Origin of the sequence: Streptomyces liliiviolaceus, from assembly GCF_018070025.1 — a bacterium.
Taxonomy (GTDB): Bacteria; Actinomycetota; Actinomycetes; order Streptomycetales; family Streptomycetaceae; genus Streptomyces; species Streptomyces liliiviolaceus.
The window spans coordinates 5097442-5112646 of sequence record NZ_JAGPYQ010000001.1; the positions used below are offsets into that span (position 1 = coordinate 5097442).

Genomic DNA, 15205 nt, shown 5'->3' on the forward strand with positions numbered 1-15205 from the left:
TGAGAATATGACGACGACTGTGGGAATCATCGGAAGCGGCAACATCGGCAGTACCGTCGCACGGCTCGCCGTCGAGGCCGGATACCAGGTCGTGCTCAGCAACTCGCGCGGGCCGGAAACGCTCGCGGACACCGTCGCGGAACTGGGGCCGCGGGCGTCCGCGGCGACGAGCGGGGAGGCCGCGGCGGCCGGTGACATCGTCGTGGTCACTGTGCCGGTCAAGGCCTTTCCCCACTTGCCCGCCGCGTCACTGGCCGGGAAGACGGTCATCGACACCTGCAACTACGGCCCCGAGCGTGACGGGCACATCCCCGAGCTCGACAGCAAGTCGCTCACCTCCAGCGAGCTGCTTCTGCGGTACGTCCCGGACGCCGTGCTCGTGAAGGCGTTCCACAACATCTTCTTCAAGCACCTGCTGTCACTCGCCCGACCGGCGGGTGCGGCCGACCGCTCGTACCTGCCGATCGCCGGGGACTCCGCTCCGGCGAAGGCCGCGGTGACCGCGTTCATCGAATCCATCGGATTCGGCGTGGTGGACGCGGGATCGCTGGCCGACAAGCTGGCGACAGGAGGTGGGCACGCCGGTGTGGGGCACCCCGTACGGACCGTTCTCGAACGAGAAGGGCCGGCCGGTGGGCGAGGACGCCATTCGCACGGCACTGGCCACCGCGATCCGGTAACCGTAAGTCGGCGTGCGCGGTGGTACGGTCCGGCGTTCTGCCGTCCGCGGCGGCGGACATGCGGTGGGCTCAAGAGCTATGCACCGGCACCGCCGCCACTGCCGCCGCCACCCTCGCGCAGGGACCGGATCATGCTCTGCAGGCTCCGGAACGCGCCCGACCGCTCGGCCTCGGTCATGCCGGACAGCATTCTGACCTCGACGGACCGGACCGCCACGGTCGCCTCCTCAAGGCTCCGTCGGCCGCGAGGCGTGAGCCGCGCGGGGAGAACCTTCCCGACGGGCGCCTCCGCGGGCCGGGTCACGTACCCCTCTCGTTCCAGATTCTGGAGCAGTACGTTCATCGACTGCCGTGTCACGAACGCGCCGCGCGCGAGTTCGGAGTTCGACAGGCCCGGTCGTTGCGCCAGCAGTTCAAGGCAGGAGTAGTGCGTCACGCTCATCCCGAGCGGTCGCAGCACCTCCTCCATCGCCACGCGCAGGACGCTCGACGCCTCTTTCAGCAGGTAGCCCAGAGACGTCTCCAGGTCGACACCGTCTTGATTCATGTCAGGATTCTGACATACAGTGGCTCGTGTCAGAAAGCTGACACGAACGAAGGAGCTTCATCATGCCCGCCACCGGCCCCGACTTCATCTCGCTCCAGACGCGCGACCTCGACGCGTCGCAGGCGTTCTACGAGCGGTACCTCGGCCTCGTCCGCTCGCAGGCCGGACCCCCGCACGCCGTCGTCTTCGAGACGAAGCCGATCGCGTTCGCACTACGCGACATCGTTCCCGGCACGGATCTCGCTTCCGTCGCCCAGCCCGGCATCGGGGTCGCGATCTGGCTTCACGCCACCGACGTGCAGGCCGTCCACGACGCTCTCGCCGCCGACGGTCACACCATCGTCTCCGCACCGATCGACGGCCCCTTCGGCCGGACATTCACCTTCGCCGACCCCGACGGCTACCAGGTCACCCTCCACGACCGCGCCTGACACCCCCGACGCCGACGGACAGCTGGGCCGCCCGCCACGGCCCGGCGACCTTCCCCGCGTCCGGCGGGGCCAGGGCCCGCAGGCCCCCGTGCCGCTCGGCCCGCACAGCAACTCCCCCCTCTCTCACGCCTGGCACCCCTGACTCAGACGCGATGCGTGCCGCGCCTCCGGTAGGGCGCACCGCCATCAGAACGCAGGGTGATGCGCCAGTGGAGTGACTCCACCCCGCGACAGGCCCCGTAACGGGCAGGAATCAGCGCATCCGTTACCAGGCCCGCGAGAGAAGCACTGGTGTGCAGGTGACCGAGAGTGAAGGGGAGTTGTGCATGCTGGGACTCCGGCCCACCGCGGCCGAAGCGGTCGCGCCCGTCGACTGTCCGCTCACGGCCCCGGAGGCCGTACGCGCCGTCGAGGCCGAGCTCGGGCATGTACTCGACACCACCTTGCGCAGGGCCTTCGACGTGGACGAGGTGTTCGCACAGGATGTCGCCGGCCGGGTCACCGCGTTCGTCCGACGGGGCGGCAAGCGGCTGCGCTCGGCGTTCGCATGGTGCGGCTGGCGGGCCGCGGGCGGATCGGGCGACCCCACCGCGCTGCTGCGGACCGCGGCCGCGCTCGAACTCGTACAGGCGTGCGCGCTCATACACGACGACGTCATGGACGGATCACCGCTTCGCCGCGGCGCACCGGCTGTCCATGTGGACCTGGCCCACATGCACCGGGCCGCCCGGATGACCGGCTCTCCGGAAGAGTTCTCGACCTCCGTCGCGATGCTCGCCGGCGACCTGGCCCTGGTCTGGGCGGACGACCTGCTGACCGAGACGGCACTCGGTTCGCCGCACGGCACGCGGCTGTTCCAGGAGTGGCAGGCGATGCGCACGGAGATGGTCGCCGGTCAGTACCGCGACATCCACGCGCAGGCCGCCGGATCGTCCGGGGTCGACGAGGCCGTGGGCATCGCGACACTCAAGAGCGCCCTGTACACGGTCGAGCGGCCCCTCGCGCTGGGCTCGGCCCTGACCGGCGGCGACGACCACACCCTGAGCGCGCTGCGCTCGGCCGGGCGCTGTGCCGGGCTGGCTTTCCAACTGCGGGACGACCTCCTCGGCACCTACGGCGACCCGAGCACGACCGGCAAACCGGCCGACGACGATCTGCGGACCCGCAAACTCACCTATCTGCTCGCGGTCGGCCTGTGGCTCGCCGACGTCGCCGGTGACGAGGAGGCGGCCGACGCCCTCAGCCCGGTGACCGACGGCGCCGACCTCCGGACGGACGACGCGGTGAACCGGATGCGAGCGGCGCTGGAGCGGACCGGCGCCAGGGACGTCGTGGAGTCCAAAATCTCGGAGCTGGCGGCGACGAGCGTGCGGCACTTCGCGGGGGCCACCGCCGACCCCGTCGTACGGCGGGAGTTCACCACGTTGGTCGAGCGCGCCTCGGGCGTCGCCCTGGGGCCGGCCGGGGAGGCGGCGTGAGGACCCTACCGGGACGGACGGATCATGTCGTCGTGGTGGGCGCCGGACTGTCCGGCCTCGCCTGCGCGCTGCACCTGCTGGGCTCCGGCCGCCGGGTGACCGTCGTCGAACGGAACGCCGGCCCGGGCGGCCGAGCCGGTCACGTGCGCATGGGCGGTTTCGAGGTGGACACCGGTCCCACGGTGCTGACCATGCCGCACCTGGCCGACGAAGCGTTCGCCGCCGTCGGGGACAGCCTCGCCCGGCACGTCGAGCTGACGGCCCTTCACCCGGCCTACCGGGCGTCCTTCGCCGACGGGACGTCACTCGACGTGCACACGGACGGCGAGGCCATGGAGGCGGAGGTGCGGCGGTTCGCGGGACCGGCCGAGGCGGCGGGCTACCGCGAACTGCGGGACTGGCTGGAGCGGCTGTACCGGGCGCAGATGCGGCGCTTCATCGACACCAACTTCGACTCCCCCTTCCAGCTCCTCCACCCGGACCTGGCCCGGCTGGCGGCGCTCGGCGGTTTCGGACGCCTGGACCGCCGTATCGGCCGCTTCCTCTCCGACCCGCGGCTGCGCCGGATCTTCTCCTTCCAGGCCCTGTACGCCGGAGTCGCCCCGGCGAGGGCCCTGGCGGCGTACGCCGTGATCGCCTACATGGACACGGTGGCGGGCGTCTGGTTCCCGAAGAACGGCATCCACGCGCTGCCCCGCGGCATGGCGAACGCGGCGGCCGGCGCGGGCGCCGATTTCCGCTGGTCGACCGAGGTGACCTCGCTCGAACGGAGCGGGGGTAGGGTGCGTGCCGTGCACGTCGCCTCGGGCGACCGGATCCCCTGCGACGCGGTGGTGCTGACCTGCGAGCTGTCCACGGCGCACGGGCTCACCGGACGGACACCCCGCCGCCCGGTGAGGCTGCGGCACTCGCCGTCGGCCGTCGTGCTGCACGCGGGGACCGACCGTACGTGGCCCGGTCTCGCCCATCACACCCTCTCGTTCGGCGCGGCCTGGGAGGGCACCTTCGAAGAGCTGACCCGGTCGGGGACGCTGATGAGCGACCCGTCCCTGCTCATCACCCGGCCGACGGCGCACGACTCCTCCCTCGCCCCGCCGGGAAAGCACCTGCACTATGTGCTGGCCCCGTGCCCGAACACCGACCTCGGCCCCTCCGCCGAGGCCTGGCGGGACCTCGGCCCCCGCTACCGCGACAGCCTGGTCGCCGAACTGGAACGCCGGGGCCTGCACGGGTTCGCGGACAGCGTGCAGGAGGAACTGCTGGTGACGCCGCTGGACTGGGCGGCGCAGGGACATGCGGCGGGCAGCCCGTTCTCGGTGTCCCACACCTTCGCCCAGACAGGACCGTTCCGCCCGCGCAACCTGGTGCGCGGCCTGGAGAACGTCGTGCTGGCCGGCTGCGGCACCACACCCGGCGTCGGTGTGCCGACGGTGCTCATCAGCGGAAAGCTCGCCGCCGCACGCGTCACGGGCGGTGTCACAGGCCGCGGCACAGGCGGCGTCACTGGCGGCGTCCGAGGCAGTGGCCCGCGCATCCGTCCCGTACCGCGCGCGGCACGCACCGCCGCGGTCCCCACCGAGGAAGGCGCTCATGACCCGTCGTGAGCTGGACGCCGCAGACATCACCGATCCCGCCCTGCGCGTGGCCTACACCCACTGCAGGCGACTCAACGCCCGTCACGGCCGGACCTACTTCCTGGCCACCCGCCTCCTTCCGGTGGAGCGCCGCTCCGCGGTCCACGCGCTGTACGGGTTCGCCCGCTGGGCGGACGACATCGTGGACGACCTCGACCGGCACCGGACTCCCGACGAACGCGACCGGCTGCTGCGGCGCCTGGAGAGCGACCTCGCGCACGGACTGCGTACCGGAGCCGGGACGGATACTGGAGCCGGGACACGTGACGGAGCCGGGACGCAGAACGCCTCAGGTGACCAGCCGGTGGTCCGGGCCGTGGCCGACACCGCGAGCCGGTACGACATCGAGCACACGCTGTTCGCCGACTTCCTGGCCTCGATGCGCAGCGACCTGCACATCACCGACTATCCGACCTACGCCGACCTGCGCGCCTACATGCACGGCTCGGCCGCGGTGATCGGACTGCAGATGCTGCCTGTGCTGGGCACGGTCACCTCGCGCGAGGAAGCCGCGCCGCACGCCGCCGACCTGGGCGTGGCCTTCCAGCTCACCAACTTCCTGCGCGACGTGGGCGAGGACCTGGACCGGGGCCGCGTGTATCTGCCCGCGGACCTGCTCGCGGCGCACGGCGTGGACCGTTCGCTGCTGGAGTGGAGCCGCCGCACGGGGCGTGCCGACGCGAGGATCCGTGGGGCGCTCGTCGCCGCGGAGGACATGACCAGGAAGGTCTACCGGGCGGCGGAACCGGGCATCGCCATGCTGGATCCGCGGACGCGGCCCTGCATCCGTACCGCGTTCACTCTCTACGGCGGCATCCTCGACGCGATCGCGGAGCAGGACTACAGCGTGCTGCACCGCCGCGCGGTCGTCTCGCGCGGGCGCCGTGCGGCGACGGCCGCGGCGGGAATCGTCGGCATCAGCAGGGCGCGTTGGAGTGCTCGCGCCTCGCGTCGGACATCGACGGCGGGCGTCACGGCCCTGCCGCGGAAGGGACCCGTGCGGTGAGCGAGCGAGCGAACCGAACCGGCTGGACGTCTCCGTTGCGGCGGCGCCGTCGGTCGGACTGGGCGGCACAGCCGCCGACCTGGCAGGAGGCACGCCCGGCGGTCATCTCCGACGCGCTCAAACGGGCGTCCGCGCGGCCGTCCGGGAACTGGTTCGTCGTGGGTGCCTCACGGGACGTGCGCGTCGGTGAGCGCCCCTACGGGAGAACGGTCGGCGGCGTCGAAGTCGTGCTGTGGCGCACGGGGACGGGCGAACTGCGGGCCGGCCCGGGCGCCTGCCCGCACCTCGGCGCACCTCTGCGCGACAGCCGGGTGGTGTGCGGCACGCTGGTGTGTCATTGGCACGGACTGGCCCTGGACGGGGGGCCGTTCGCGGGGTGGGATCCGTTTCCCGCCCACGACGACGGTGTCCTCGTGTGGGTCCGGCTGGACTCGGTCGGCGGCGAGGAGCCGTCCGAGCTGCCCGCGGTGCCGGAGCGGCCGGCGACGGGCAGTGGGGTGGACGCCGTGTACATGGCCGTCGGCCGGTGCGAGCCCGAGGACGTGGTCGCCAACCGGCTGGACCCGTGGCACGGTTCGTGGTTCCACCCCTACTCGTTCGTCGACCTGACGGTGACCCGCCCGCCGCTCGGCGAGACCGACGACGCGTTCGTCGTCGATGTCTCCTTCCGTCTGACGGACCGTCTGGTGGTGCCGGTGCGGGCCGAGTTCACGGCGCCCGGACCGCGTACCGTGGTGATGCGCATCACCGAGGGCGAGGGGACCACGTCCGTGGTCGAAACCCACGCCACGCCGCTGACCGGCGAGGCCGTGGAGCTGCCGCGGACCGCCGTGGTCGAAGCGGTCGTGGCCGCCTCGGACCGGCGGGGTTTCGCCCTGGCACGCGCTGTGGCGCCCGCGCTCCGCCCGTTGATGCGCCGGACGGCCGGCCGGTTGTGGCGCGACGACCTGGCCTACGCGGAGCGGCGCTGGGCGTTGCGCAGCACGGGACGCTTTCCGGGCTGAGCGGAGGGGGTGTCAGCCCGACGGACAAGGGCTGGTCCTGAGCTGACACCGCTTCCGGCTCGGGGGTCTTCGACGCCTTCCCGAGGAGCGCGGCGCAGCGGCTCCCGGCGGCTCAGCGGCTCCCGACCGCGCCGAGCGCCCGCAGCACCGGCGAACGGCCCGCCCGGGGGACCGTCCACAGCACCTGGCCCTGGATCCCCCAGCCGGCCAGCAGCGCGTTGGCCGCCAGGAAGCCGGTGGTGGCGGCGCGTTCCATGAGGGCCACGGGCAGGTCGCAGCGGATCGCGTCACCGGCCAGCGTGACCTGCGGGTGCGCAGTGGTCACGGTGGGCCGCCTGGCGTAGGAGCCGACCGGGAAGAGCGGGCAGTCGGAGCGCCACTCGTGCCGGGCGTCCACGATCCGCGCCTCGCGTGTCTCCGGGTAGATCTGGTGCAGGCGGTCGACGAGGCGGGACTGTACGGCGTCGGGCCGCGCGTCCTCCGGAACGGCGTACGCGTGCAGTTCCACCACCGCGCCGGCACAGCGGGACGACCATCGGGCCGCCTCGTCCTCGTAGCGGTCCAGGACACTGATGTTGTCGAGGCCGTCGTAGCCGCTGGTGCCGAGGAACGCGGGGCGGTCGGCGCGGACCGGGCGGTCGAGCCAGAGCCGCGAGACGAGAAACCGCGGTGCGGTGCGCAGGCTCGCGACGTCGTCGCGCCAGGCGCCGGTGCCCAGGCCGGGTGACGCCGCGACAAGACCCCGCAGTGCGCCGGTGTCGAGGGCGAGGACGACCGCCTCGTGACGGTCCACGGCGTTGTCCGTCCGGACGTCCACTCCCCCTCCGTCGAGCGGCCGGACGGCGCGCACCGGGGTGCCGGTGCGGACCTGCGTCCCGAGGCGCTGGAGGTATGCGCCGAGCGGGTCCCACAGCGCTTGGGGGAAGGGGTCGGTCGGTACGTCGAAGAGCAGGCCCTCGGACGAGCCGAGGAAGTAGATGTGGAACATCAACAGGAGTTCCGCGGCGGACAGTTCACGGGGGTCGGCGAAGAAGCTGCGGGAGAACACCTCGAACGCCAGATGGTGCGCGGCTTCGGGGAAGCGGACGCTTTCGAGGAAGTGGGTCGCGCTGACCGAGTCGAAGCGCTCGTAGACCTCGGGTACGCGGACGTCGAGGAGTGGCAGCGCGGCCCTGGCGTCCATCGCGGCGAGGTCGCGCCAGCCGAACGTGGGGCTCAGGGCGACGAACCCGAGGGCGCTGAAGGGTGGTGTGCGCGGGACGCGGGCGAAGCTGTCGGTCAGCCCGCCGCTGTGCCGCAGCGGGTAGTCGGGCAGCGGCCGGAGACGGTCGAGGGCCGGATCCGTTCGCCGCAACAGGCCACGGAGGTTGTAGTACTGACGGAAGAAGGCGTGGAAGCCCCGGCTCATGGTCGCCTCCCCGCCGTCGGCCAGCTGGGTGCGCCAGCCGGCGAGCCGGCCGCCGAGGGACTCCTCCCGTTCGTAGAGAGTCACGCGAGCGCCTCGTTCGGCCAGGAGGGTGGCCGCGGCGAGGCCCGCGATCCCCCCACCGATCACGGCGACACTCGGGGTGTCCGTGGGGGCGAACCGCTTCAGGCCGGGCGCGGGCATCACGACCTCGGCCTTGCGGTCCCGGCCTCGCCGGGCGGCACGTCGCGGATCGTTCACCGTGCGGACTCCGCCGTGGCCGCCGAGCCCTCGCGGGCCAGGAAGGTGTGCACGATGCCGGTCTGCCACCCGGCGACGGGCAGGGCGCGTACGGCCGAGAATCCGGTGCTCCGCAGGCGGTCGCCGAAGGCGGGGACCGTGTCGAAGTCGAGGACGCTTCGCCACAGATGGCGGTACAGGTCGCGGTCCCCGCTGACACTCCCCGCAGGGAGGATCACGCCTCGGCAGACGGCCGTCCACACAGCCCGGTGGACGGCGGAACCGCTGAGGCTGTACTCGTGGACGGCGAGCCGCCCGCCCGGGCGCAGCAGACTCCGGACGGTCCTGAGGACGTCGTCCACGTCCGTGACATTGCGCAGCAGATAGGCGGCGAACACCGCGTCGTACGGCCCCTCGTCCGCGGCGGCCAGTGCTTCGGCTGTCATGTGCTGGAAGCGCACGCGGTCGGGCCAGGGTTTGAACCGTGCGCGAGCCAGCATGCCGGACGAGGCGTCGACGGCCGTGATCCGGGCGCGGGGCGCGGCCCGCAGCAGGGCCCGGGTGGAGGCACCCGTTCCGCACCCCAGGTCCAGCACGTGGAGACCGGCGCCGGCCCGGGGCAGCCGAAGCCGTCGCGCCGAACGCAGCAGGTCGGTGCGGTATCCCGGGTTGAGGCCCGTGAGCCGGTCGTAGCTGTGCGAGGCGTGGTCGAAGGCGAGTGCCAGGTCGTGGTCGCGCAGCAGGGTCATCGGCGGCTCTCTTCGATTCGTGGGGCTGGGTGGGTACGGCGCCGCAGGAAAGGGAGTTCGGCGGCGGTCCGCAGCATGGGACCCACGGGGGTGCGCAGGCCGATGCCCCACTCCTCCCAGGGTGAGGTGCGCCCGTCCAGGAACCGCAGCAGCCGTTCCGGCGGAACGTGGCGGAACAGGCCGGTGAAGAAGCCGGGGCCGTCGATCCGCCCGGTGTCCAGGGCCCGGAGCAGGATCGCGTCCATGGCCAGCACCCGCCGCGCATGCGGTCGGGGCGCGACCGCGCGGCCGTCCCGCAGGGCGGCGGCGACGGCCCGGCTCTGCCGCTGCACCGCGGCGAACGTATAGCCGGTCGCCGGGCGGGTGGCGCCACCGGCGGTCCCGATCCGGGAGACGGCCGTGCCGATCCGGCGGGGGAAGCGCGCGTCGGTCATGGGGATCACACCCTGCTCCGCCCTCTCGACGGTGAACGCACCGAGTTCGAGGATCTCCCGGCCGTACTGTCCGAGCGCCGACTCGTACGCCGCACGGGTCAGCGGGGTCCGGGAGAACTCGGTGTACTCGACGAGCGCACGGTCCGGCGCGAGCGGCAGTACGTATCCGAAGGCGAGGCCGTGGCCCGGCTGAGGCACCCGGAAGTCCATCAGGTCCGCGACGGCCGGATCGAACCGGTCCGTGTCCGTGCGCACGAACCAGCCGCGGAAGTGCTGAAGCAGTCGCGTCCGGGCCGGCGGCAGAGCCGTAAGGGGGCGGGAGTCGAACACATGGCGGGCATGGAGTGTGAGGGTGCGGCCGTCGGGTGCCGTGCACCTGACGGCCGCTCCCCCGGCGGTGTCGCGCACCGTGTCCGCCGTCGCGCGCACGATGCGCGCACCGGGCGACCGGGCGATCCTGGAGTGCGCCCAGTGCTCGAAGGCCGTGGAACGGAGCATGCGGTAGCGCAGCGGGGCGGGATCGACGGTGACGGCGCCGCCGTCGGCGTCGTGGATGCGGAGCCGCGACCAGGACGCGTCGACCGCTTCGTCGAGTTCGGCGCCGTCCTCGTCCCAGTAGCACCAGGTCCGCTCGGGCGCCCGCAGCGGACCGTCCGGCGCTTCCACCAGGGTCACGGTCAGGGAATCGGTCGCCGTCAGGTGCTGCGCGAGGCTGAGTCCGGACGCGCCGCCGCCGACGATGATCACGTCGGACATCTCGTCCGGAAGGCCGGAGCGTCGGGTCACCGGGCGCGCCGTTCGACGACCGGTGTTCCGTCGGGCGCCGTGCGCAGCAGCTCGGCGTCCGCCGCCATCGCCTCCGCGACCGCTCTGACGACGTCGCGCGGATCGCCTCCCGCGGGCAGCGGCGGGGCCGTGCCCACGACGGCGCGGTCGGCGAAGCCGGTGTCCAGGTGGCCGGGCCGGACCTCCAGGACCCGGATGCCCGCGGTACGCGCCTCGCGGCGCACGGCAGCGAGCCAGGCGGTCAGCGCGGCCTTCGAAGCGCTGTAGTCGGCCATTCCTGCCTGCGGGCGCTCCGCGACCACACCGGTGAACGCGACGATCATGGAACCGGGTTCCATGGTGGCGAGCGCGGCGCGGAAGAAGGCCGCGGGGGCGAGGACGTTGACCGCCATCACATGCTCGGCAACCTCGTCACCGACCGCCGTCGCCCCTCCGAAGGCGACCGTCCCGAAGACCGTCACCACGGCGTCCAGTCCGCCCAGGGCGTCCGCGGCACGGACCACGGCGCGGGCGCAGGACTCGGGGGCGTACGCGTCGAACAGGACGGTCGGAGCGTCCTTGCAGACCTCGGCGGCGCGGGCGAGGCGGGCCCGGTCCCGTCCCGCGAGCGCCGGGCGCGCACCACGGTCCACGAGCTCCGCGGTGAGCGCGCCGCCGAGGACTCCGGTGGCTCCGGCCACCAGCACCCGCGCGCCGTTGATCTCCACGTCTCACTCCCGATCACGAGGCGGGCAGGTCGTGCCCCCTCTCACACCAGTGGTTCCGTGAGCCGGCGGTCCATGGATGCGCCGGACAAGGATCAATCGAAGTCAACCGCAAAGGTTGTCATTCGGCGCGTCGCGATGACGTCCGAGCAGCTTCAGCCGACGGACTTGATCGTTTTCATCGTGAGGTGGGAGGTGAAGCGCAGGACGCCCGGAAGCCCGCTGAGCTTGCCGGTGAGGAACGCCTCGCATGCGGCGTGGTCGGCGACGGCGGCACGGATGAAGTAGTCGGGCCGGCCGTACATGCGGCGGAACTCGATGACCTCCTCGTACGACGCGACGGTGGTTTCGAAGTCCTCGAAGCTCTTGCGGTCGTTGGCGTAGATCTCGACGTCGATCAGGACCTCAAGACCGCGGCCGAGGGCGGCGGGATCGACCAGGGCGCGGTATCCGGTGATGACACCGGCCTCCTCCAGACGCCTGACGCGGCGCAGGCACGGCGGCGGGGTCAGACCGACCCGCTTGGCGAGCTCGACGTTGGTCAAACGACCGTCCTCGTTCAGATGAAACAGAATTTCACGGTCTGTGGAATCGAGTACCACTTCATTGCTCACAAGACGACTTTACAGCCATGATACGCAACCAAATAAGGCGTCAACTTGCCTAAAATGTCTGCATGCGAATACGTCCTGCCGACGTCCTCCCTGCAGCGCGGCCTGCCCCCGATCCCACAGGCCGGACACCGTCCGAAGCACGAGCCGCCTTCCATGCCTCGCTCTCCGTGGGCCTTGGGTTCGTACCGCTCGGTCTCGCCTTCGGGGCACTGGTCGTCCAGTCGGGTCTGGACTGGTGGTGGGCCGGCCTGTCCGCCGCGGTCGCCTTCGGCGGCTCGTTCGAGTTCCTGCTGATCGGCCTGGTCGTCGCGGCGGCTCCCCTGGCATCGGTCGCCGTAGCGGCGTTCATGGTGAACGTCCGGCACGTCTTCTACGCCCTGTCGTTCCCCCTGCACCGGGTGCGAGGCCGCCTCGGCAAGGCGTACAGCACGTTCGCGCTGTGCGACGAGGCGTACGCGCTGGCCTCCACCGAGCGTGCACGCTCCTGGCCCGGTCCGCGCGTTCTGTGGATGCAGTGCTACCTGCATGTGTACTGGACCGGGAGCGCGCTGACCGGCGCCCTCCTCGGCTCTCTCATCCCCGAGAGTGTCACCGGGCTGGACTTCGCCCTGACCGCCCTGTTCACCGTGCTGGCCCTCGACGCCCTGCGGGACCTGCGCGGCGACCTGCCCACCCCGCTGCTCGCCGCCGTGAGCGCCCTCGTGGCCCGCATGCTCTTCCCGGAGCAGATGCTGCTGGTCGCGTTCGGCCTGTTCACCGCCGTGCTCCTGGCCCGTCACCTGATGACCACCACCGGGAGGCCGGACCGTGCCTGACACCGCGTACGCCGTCGGGGCCGTGCTGGTCGCCGCCGCCGTCACCTGGGCGCTGCGGGCCCTGCCGTTCGCGGCTCTCGCCCCGCTGCGGGCCAGCGGTACGGTGCAGTACCTGAGTACGCGCATGCCGGCCGGCGTCATGATCATCCTGGTCGTCTACTGCCTGCCGGACCTTTCGGTGACCGAGGCCCGTACCGTGGCACCGCTCGCGGCGCTGGCCGTCACCGTCGGTCTGCACCTGTGGCGCCGCAATGCCCTGCTCAGCATTCTCGGCGGCACCGCCGTCCACGTCCTGCTGACGAGCGTCGTTCTCGCCTGAGACACCGTCAGCCCGGGTACCACTCTCCCGTCCGCTCCGCCCGTGAGGAACACGCCCCGTTGAACACCGGCAGCTACTTCGAACGCATCGACGACCACCGCTACAAGCCCACCCCGCACGCGGGCGGGGCGTGGGACGCCGACGAGATGCATGTCAGCCCGCTCGCCGGCCTCGTCGTCCACGCCCTCGACCGCCACCTCGCCCGCGACCGGGACAGCGGCCTCGTCCTGTCACGGATCAGCTTCGACATCCTCGGGCGCCTCGCCCTCGACGAGTGCGAGATCCGGATCGAGACGCTTCGGCCGGGCCGCACCATCGAACTGATCGAGGCCGTCGTCCACATCGCCGGCCGCCCCGTCGTTCAGGCCCGCGCCTGGCTCCTCGCGCCCGGCGACACCGCCGCCGTCGCGGGCGGCGCGGGCGACCGGCTCACACCGCCGGATGCGCTCGACTCCTGGCCGCTGACCTCGGTGTGGCCGGGCGGCTACATCTCCTCCCTCGACGTCCGGCCGGTCACACCCCCGCAGCCGGGCCGCGCGACCGTGTGGCTCACCACCGACCTGGACCTGGTCGCCGGCGAGCCGGTCAGCCCGCTCGCCTCGTACGTCGCGCTCGTCGACACCGCCAACGGCATCGCCGTACGCCGGCCGCCCACCGACTGGATGTTCCCCAACGTGGACCTGACCATCCACCTCCACCGCCGCCCCGAGGGCCGCTGGACCGGCCTGGACACCACCGTCGTCTTCGGCCCCACGGGACAGGGCGTCACGAGCACCGTCCTCCACGACACCGCAGGTCCTGTCGGGCACGCCCAACAGATCCTGACGATCCGGCCCCAGCCCTCCTGACGGGACGATCCGACCTCAGCCCACCTGAGGGCCGGCGCGACCACGTACGCACGACCACGTGCGTCAGAGGGCCTCGGCGCCCAGGGCTATGTCGAAGCCGGCTCCGTTGCGTGCCAGGCCCACCAGGAGGAGGCCTGCCCATTCAAGGGCGTGAGCCATGTCGAGCCCTCCTGCGTCGAGGGCCCGCATGTCCAAGCTCTCCAGGAACGCCGCGACGCGCGCCTTCGCCTCGGCACTGTCGCCGGCGAAGAACACGTCCACCGGCTTGTCCTCGGCGAGGACGCCGCGCAGGATCGAATTGAACGCCTTCACCACGTGTGCGTCCTCGGGCGCGGCGGTGGCGAGCTGCTGGGACACCGAGGTGCCCGGGGTGGTCACGAGTCCGCTCACGTCGGCGTTGAACGGGTTGGTGATGTCGACGAGGATCTTGCCCGCCAGCGCATCGCCGTAGTGCGCGACCACTTCGACCGCGCCGGTGTACAGGACGGCCACGACGACGATGTCACCCGCCGGCCTCGCACCGAACGTGCCGACGGTGGCTCCGTGGCCGATCCGGTCGGCGAGCGCCTGGGCCTTGGCGGTGTCGCGGCTCATGAGCTCGACGGTGTGGCCGTGCTTCGCCGCCCGAGTGCCGATGGTGGCGGCCATGTTGCCCGAGCCGATGATGCTGATGGTGGTCATGGTGCGTGTTCCCTTGTCAGGTATGGGCAGTTGGTCGCGAGAGGGGGTTTGCCACGCTCAGATCACCGTGGTGCCGCCGTCGGCGACCAGTTCCATGCCGTTGACGTAGCTGGAGTCGTCCGAGGCGAGGAACAACGCGGCTGACGCGATCTCTTCAGGGCGACCCATCTCCCGCCGCGGGATCACGGATTCGAACTGCGCCTTCAGCTGTTCGTCCATCACCTCTTGCAGGATCGGCGTGGCGACCTGGCCGGGGGTCAGCACGTTCACCCGGATCCGCCTGTCCCTCAACTCGGAGACCCACACCCGTGCGTAGGCGGGCAGCACGGCCTTGCTCGCCGCGTACACGCTCCAGTCGGGGTAGCCCCGCAGCGACGCGTTCGACCCGGTCATGAGGATCGAGCCGCCGTCGTTGATCAGCGGCAGCGCCTTCTGGACCGTGAACAGCGTGCCGCGCGCGTTCAGTGAGAAGGCGGCATCGAACTGCTCCTCGGTGATCTCGCCGAGCCTGCCCTGCTCGCCCGTCCCGGCACTCGCCCACAACACGTCGACCGCGCCCTTCTCCCGCTTGACCGTCTCGAACAGCCGGTCCAGATCTTCGAGGTCGGCCGAATCGCCCTGTACGCCGGTCACGTTGCGGCCGATCACCTTGACGGCTTCGTCCAGCGCGTCCTTCCGCCGCCCCGAGATGAAGACGTGAGCTCCTTCCTCGACGAACAACTTCGCACCCGCCAGGGCCATCCCGCTCGTCGCGCCGGTGATCACCGCGACCTTGCCATCGAGCTTTCCCACGATGCACTCCATGTCTTCTGCCATAACGAAATTAAGTA

General features: G+C 71.7%; 16 protein-coding genes and 1 pseudogene. 9 read left to right on the forward strand and 8 right to left on the reverse strand.

Annotated features, from left to right (window positions below; genetic code table 11):
- The first annotated feature begins 19 nt into the window (after positions 1-19).
- Positions 20-680: pseudogene (locus J8N05_RS22345) on the forward strand (NADPH-dependent F420 reductase).
- A gap of 76 nt (positions 681-756) precedes the next feature.
- Here the strand turns inward: J8N05_RS22345 and J8N05_RS22350 are convergent.
- Positions 757-1227, reverse strand: coding sequence for a MarR family winged helix-turn-helix transcriptional regulator (locus J8N05_RS22350; RefSeq protein ID WP_210885235.1), 471 nt, complete (start codon positions 1225-1227; stop codon positions 757-759).
- A gap of 62 nt (positions 1228-1289) precedes the next feature.
- Here J8N05_RS22350 and J8N05_RS22355 point away from each other — a divergent pair, with 62 nt between their 5' ends.
- From J8N05_RS22355 to J8N05_RS22375, 5 genes are all read left to right on the forward strand, one after another.
- Positions 1290-1658, forward strand: coding sequence for a VOC family protein (locus tag J8N05_RS22355; RefSeq protein WP_210885237.1), 369 nt, complete (start codon positions 1290-1292; stop codon positions 1656-1658).
- Between the two features lie 326 nt (positions 1659-1984).
- Positions 1985-3136, forward strand: a complete 1152-nt coding sequence (locus tag J8N05_RS22360) for a polyprenyl synthetase family protein (RefSeq protein ID WP_210885239.1) — start codon at positions 1985-1987, stop codon at positions 3134-3136.
- Positions 3133-4740: a phytoene desaturase family protein gene (gene crtI / locus J8N05_RS22365; protein ID WP_210885240.1), complete on the forward strand. Its 1608-nt coding sequence runs from the start codon at positions 3133-3135 to the stop codon at positions 4738-4740. The genes J8N05_RS22360 and crtI overlap by 4 nt, the downstream gene beginning before the upstream one ends.
- Positions 4727-5776: a phytoene/squalene synthase family protein gene (locus tag J8N05_RS22370; protein ID WP_210885241.1), complete on the forward strand. Its 1050-nt coding sequence runs from the start codon at positions 4727-4729 to the stop codon at positions 5774-5776. Before crtI ends, J8N05_RS22370 begins: the two co-directional genes overlap by 14 nt.
- A complete protein-coding gene (locus J8N05_RS22375; RefSeq protein WP_210885242.1) occupies positions 5773-6780 on the forward strand; it encodes a DUF5914 domain-containing protein in 1008 nt (335 codons plus the stop codon). The genes J8N05_RS22370 and J8N05_RS22375 overlap by 4 nt, the downstream gene beginning before the upstream one ends.
- 112 nt (positions 6781-6892) lie before the next feature.
- Here J8N05_RS22375 and J8N05_RS22380 read toward each other — a convergent pair whose 3' ends face one another.
- The 5 genes from J8N05_RS22380 to J8N05_RS22400 form a co-directional block, all read right to left on the reverse strand.
- Positions 6893-8389 (reverse strand): FAD-dependent oxidoreductase, encoded by a 1497-nt coding sequence (locus tag J8N05_RS22380; protein ID WP_210890305.1) that lies wholly within the window; start codon positions 8387-8389, stop codon positions 6893-6895.
- 53 nt (positions 8390-8442) lie between these two features.
- Positions 8443-9174, reverse strand: a complete 732-nt coding sequence (locus tag J8N05_RS22385) for a class I SAM-dependent methyltransferase (RefSeq protein ID WP_210885243.1) — start codon at positions 9172-9174, stop codon at positions 8443-8445.
- Entirely contained in the window at positions 9171-10364 is a 1194-nt protein-coding gene (locus tag J8N05_RS22390; protein WP_210890306.1) for a lycopene cyclase family protein, read from the reverse strand. Before J8N05_RS22390 ends, J8N05_RS22385 begins: the two co-directional genes overlap by 4 nt.
- Before the next feature lie 26 nt (positions 10365-10390).
- Positions 10391-11101: an SDR family NAD(P)-dependent oxidoreductase gene (locus J8N05_RS22395; protein ID WP_210885244.1), complete on the reverse strand. Its 711-nt coding sequence runs from the start codon at positions 11099-11101 to the stop codon at positions 10391-10393.
- A gap of 152 nt (positions 11102-11253) precedes the next feature.
- Positions 11254-11700, reverse strand: coding sequence for an Lrp/AsnC family transcriptional regulator (locus tag J8N05_RS22400; RefSeq protein ID WP_210890307.1), 447 nt, complete (start codon positions 11698-11700; stop codon positions 11254-11256).
- A 74-nt stretch (positions 11701-11774) separates the two neighbouring features.
- Between J8N05_RS22400 and J8N05_RS22405 the strand changes: the two genes are divergently transcribed.
- From J8N05_RS22405 to J8N05_RS22415, 3 genes are read left to right on the forward strand one after another with little or no spacing between them, the layout of a single operon-like run.
- Complete coding sequence (locus tag J8N05_RS22405) at positions 11775-12527, forward strand: AzlC family ABC transporter permease (RefSeq protein ID WP_210885245.1); 753 nt, start codon at positions 11775-11777, stop codon at positions 12525-12527.
- On the forward strand, positions 12520-12846 hold the full coding sequence (locus tag J8N05_RS22410; protein WP_210885247.1) for a branched-chain amino acid transporter permease: 327 nt from the start codon (positions 12520-12522) through the stop codon (positions 12844-12846). The genes J8N05_RS22405 and J8N05_RS22410 overlap by 8 nt, the downstream gene beginning before the upstream one ends.
- A gap of 59 nt (positions 12847-12905) precedes the next feature.
- On the forward strand, positions 12906-13694 hold the full coding sequence (locus J8N05_RS22415; RefSeq protein ID WP_210885249.1) for a thioesterase family protein: 789 nt from the start codon (positions 12906-12908) through the stop codon (positions 13692-13694).
- Positions 13695-13757: 63 nt separating this feature from the next.
- Here the strand turns inward: J8N05_RS22415 and J8N05_RS22420 are convergent, their stop codons facing one another.
- Both J8N05_RS22420 and J8N05_RS22425 read right to left on the reverse strand, forming a co-directional pair.
- On the reverse strand, positions 13758-14375 hold the full coding sequence (locus J8N05_RS22420) for an NADPH-dependent F420 reductase (protein ID WP_210885251.1): 618 nt from the start codon (positions 14373-14375) through the stop codon (positions 13758-13760).
- Positions 14376-14432: 57 nt separating this feature from the next.
- Positions 14433-15167, reverse strand: a complete 735-nt coding sequence (locus J8N05_RS22425) for an SDR family NAD(P)-dependent oxidoreductase (protein WP_210885253.1) — start codon at positions 15165-15167, stop codon at positions 14433-14435.
- Positions 15168-15205: the final 38 nt, after the last annotated feature.

Excerpts from the sequence above, each read along its gene's own strand:
- J8N05_RS22350 (WP_210885235.1), bottom strand. The coding sequence starts at position 1,227 with ATGAATCAAGACGGTGTCGACCTGGAGACGTCTCTGGGCTACCTGCTG.
- J8N05_RS22355 (WP_210885237.1), top strand. The coding sequence starts at position 1,290 with ATGCCCGCCACCGGCCCCGACTTCATCTCGCTCCAGACGCGCGACCTC.
- J8N05_RS22360 (WP_210885239.1), top strand. The coding sequence starts at position 1,985 with ATGCTGGGACTCCGGCCCACCGCGGCCGAAGCGGTCGCGCCCGTCGAC.
- J8N05_RS22370 (WP_210885241.1), top strand. The coding sequence starts at position 4,727 with ATGACCCGTCGTGAGCTGGACGCCGCAGACATCACCGATCCCGCCCTG.
- J8N05_RS22380 (WP_210890305.1), bottom strand. The coding sequence starts at position 8,389 with ATGCCCGCGCCCGGCCTGAAGCGGTTCGCCCCCACGGACACCCCGAGT.
- J8N05_RS22385 (WP_210885243.1), bottom strand. The coding sequence starts at position 9,174 with ATGACCCTGCTGCGCGACCACGACCTGGCACTCGCCTTCGACCACGCC.
- J8N05_RS22390 (WP_210890306.1), bottom strand. The coding sequence starts at position 10,364 with ATGTCCGACGTGATCATCGTCGGCGGCGGCGCGTCCGGACTCAGCCTC.
- J8N05_RS22405 (WP_210885245.1), top strand. The coding sequence starts at position 11,775 with ATGCGAATACGTCCTGCCGACGTCCTCCCTGCAGCGCGGCCTGCCCCC.
- J8N05_RS22420 (WP_210885251.1), bottom strand. The coding sequence starts at position 14,375 with ATGACCACCATCAGCATCATCGGCTCGGGCAACATGGCCGCCACCATC.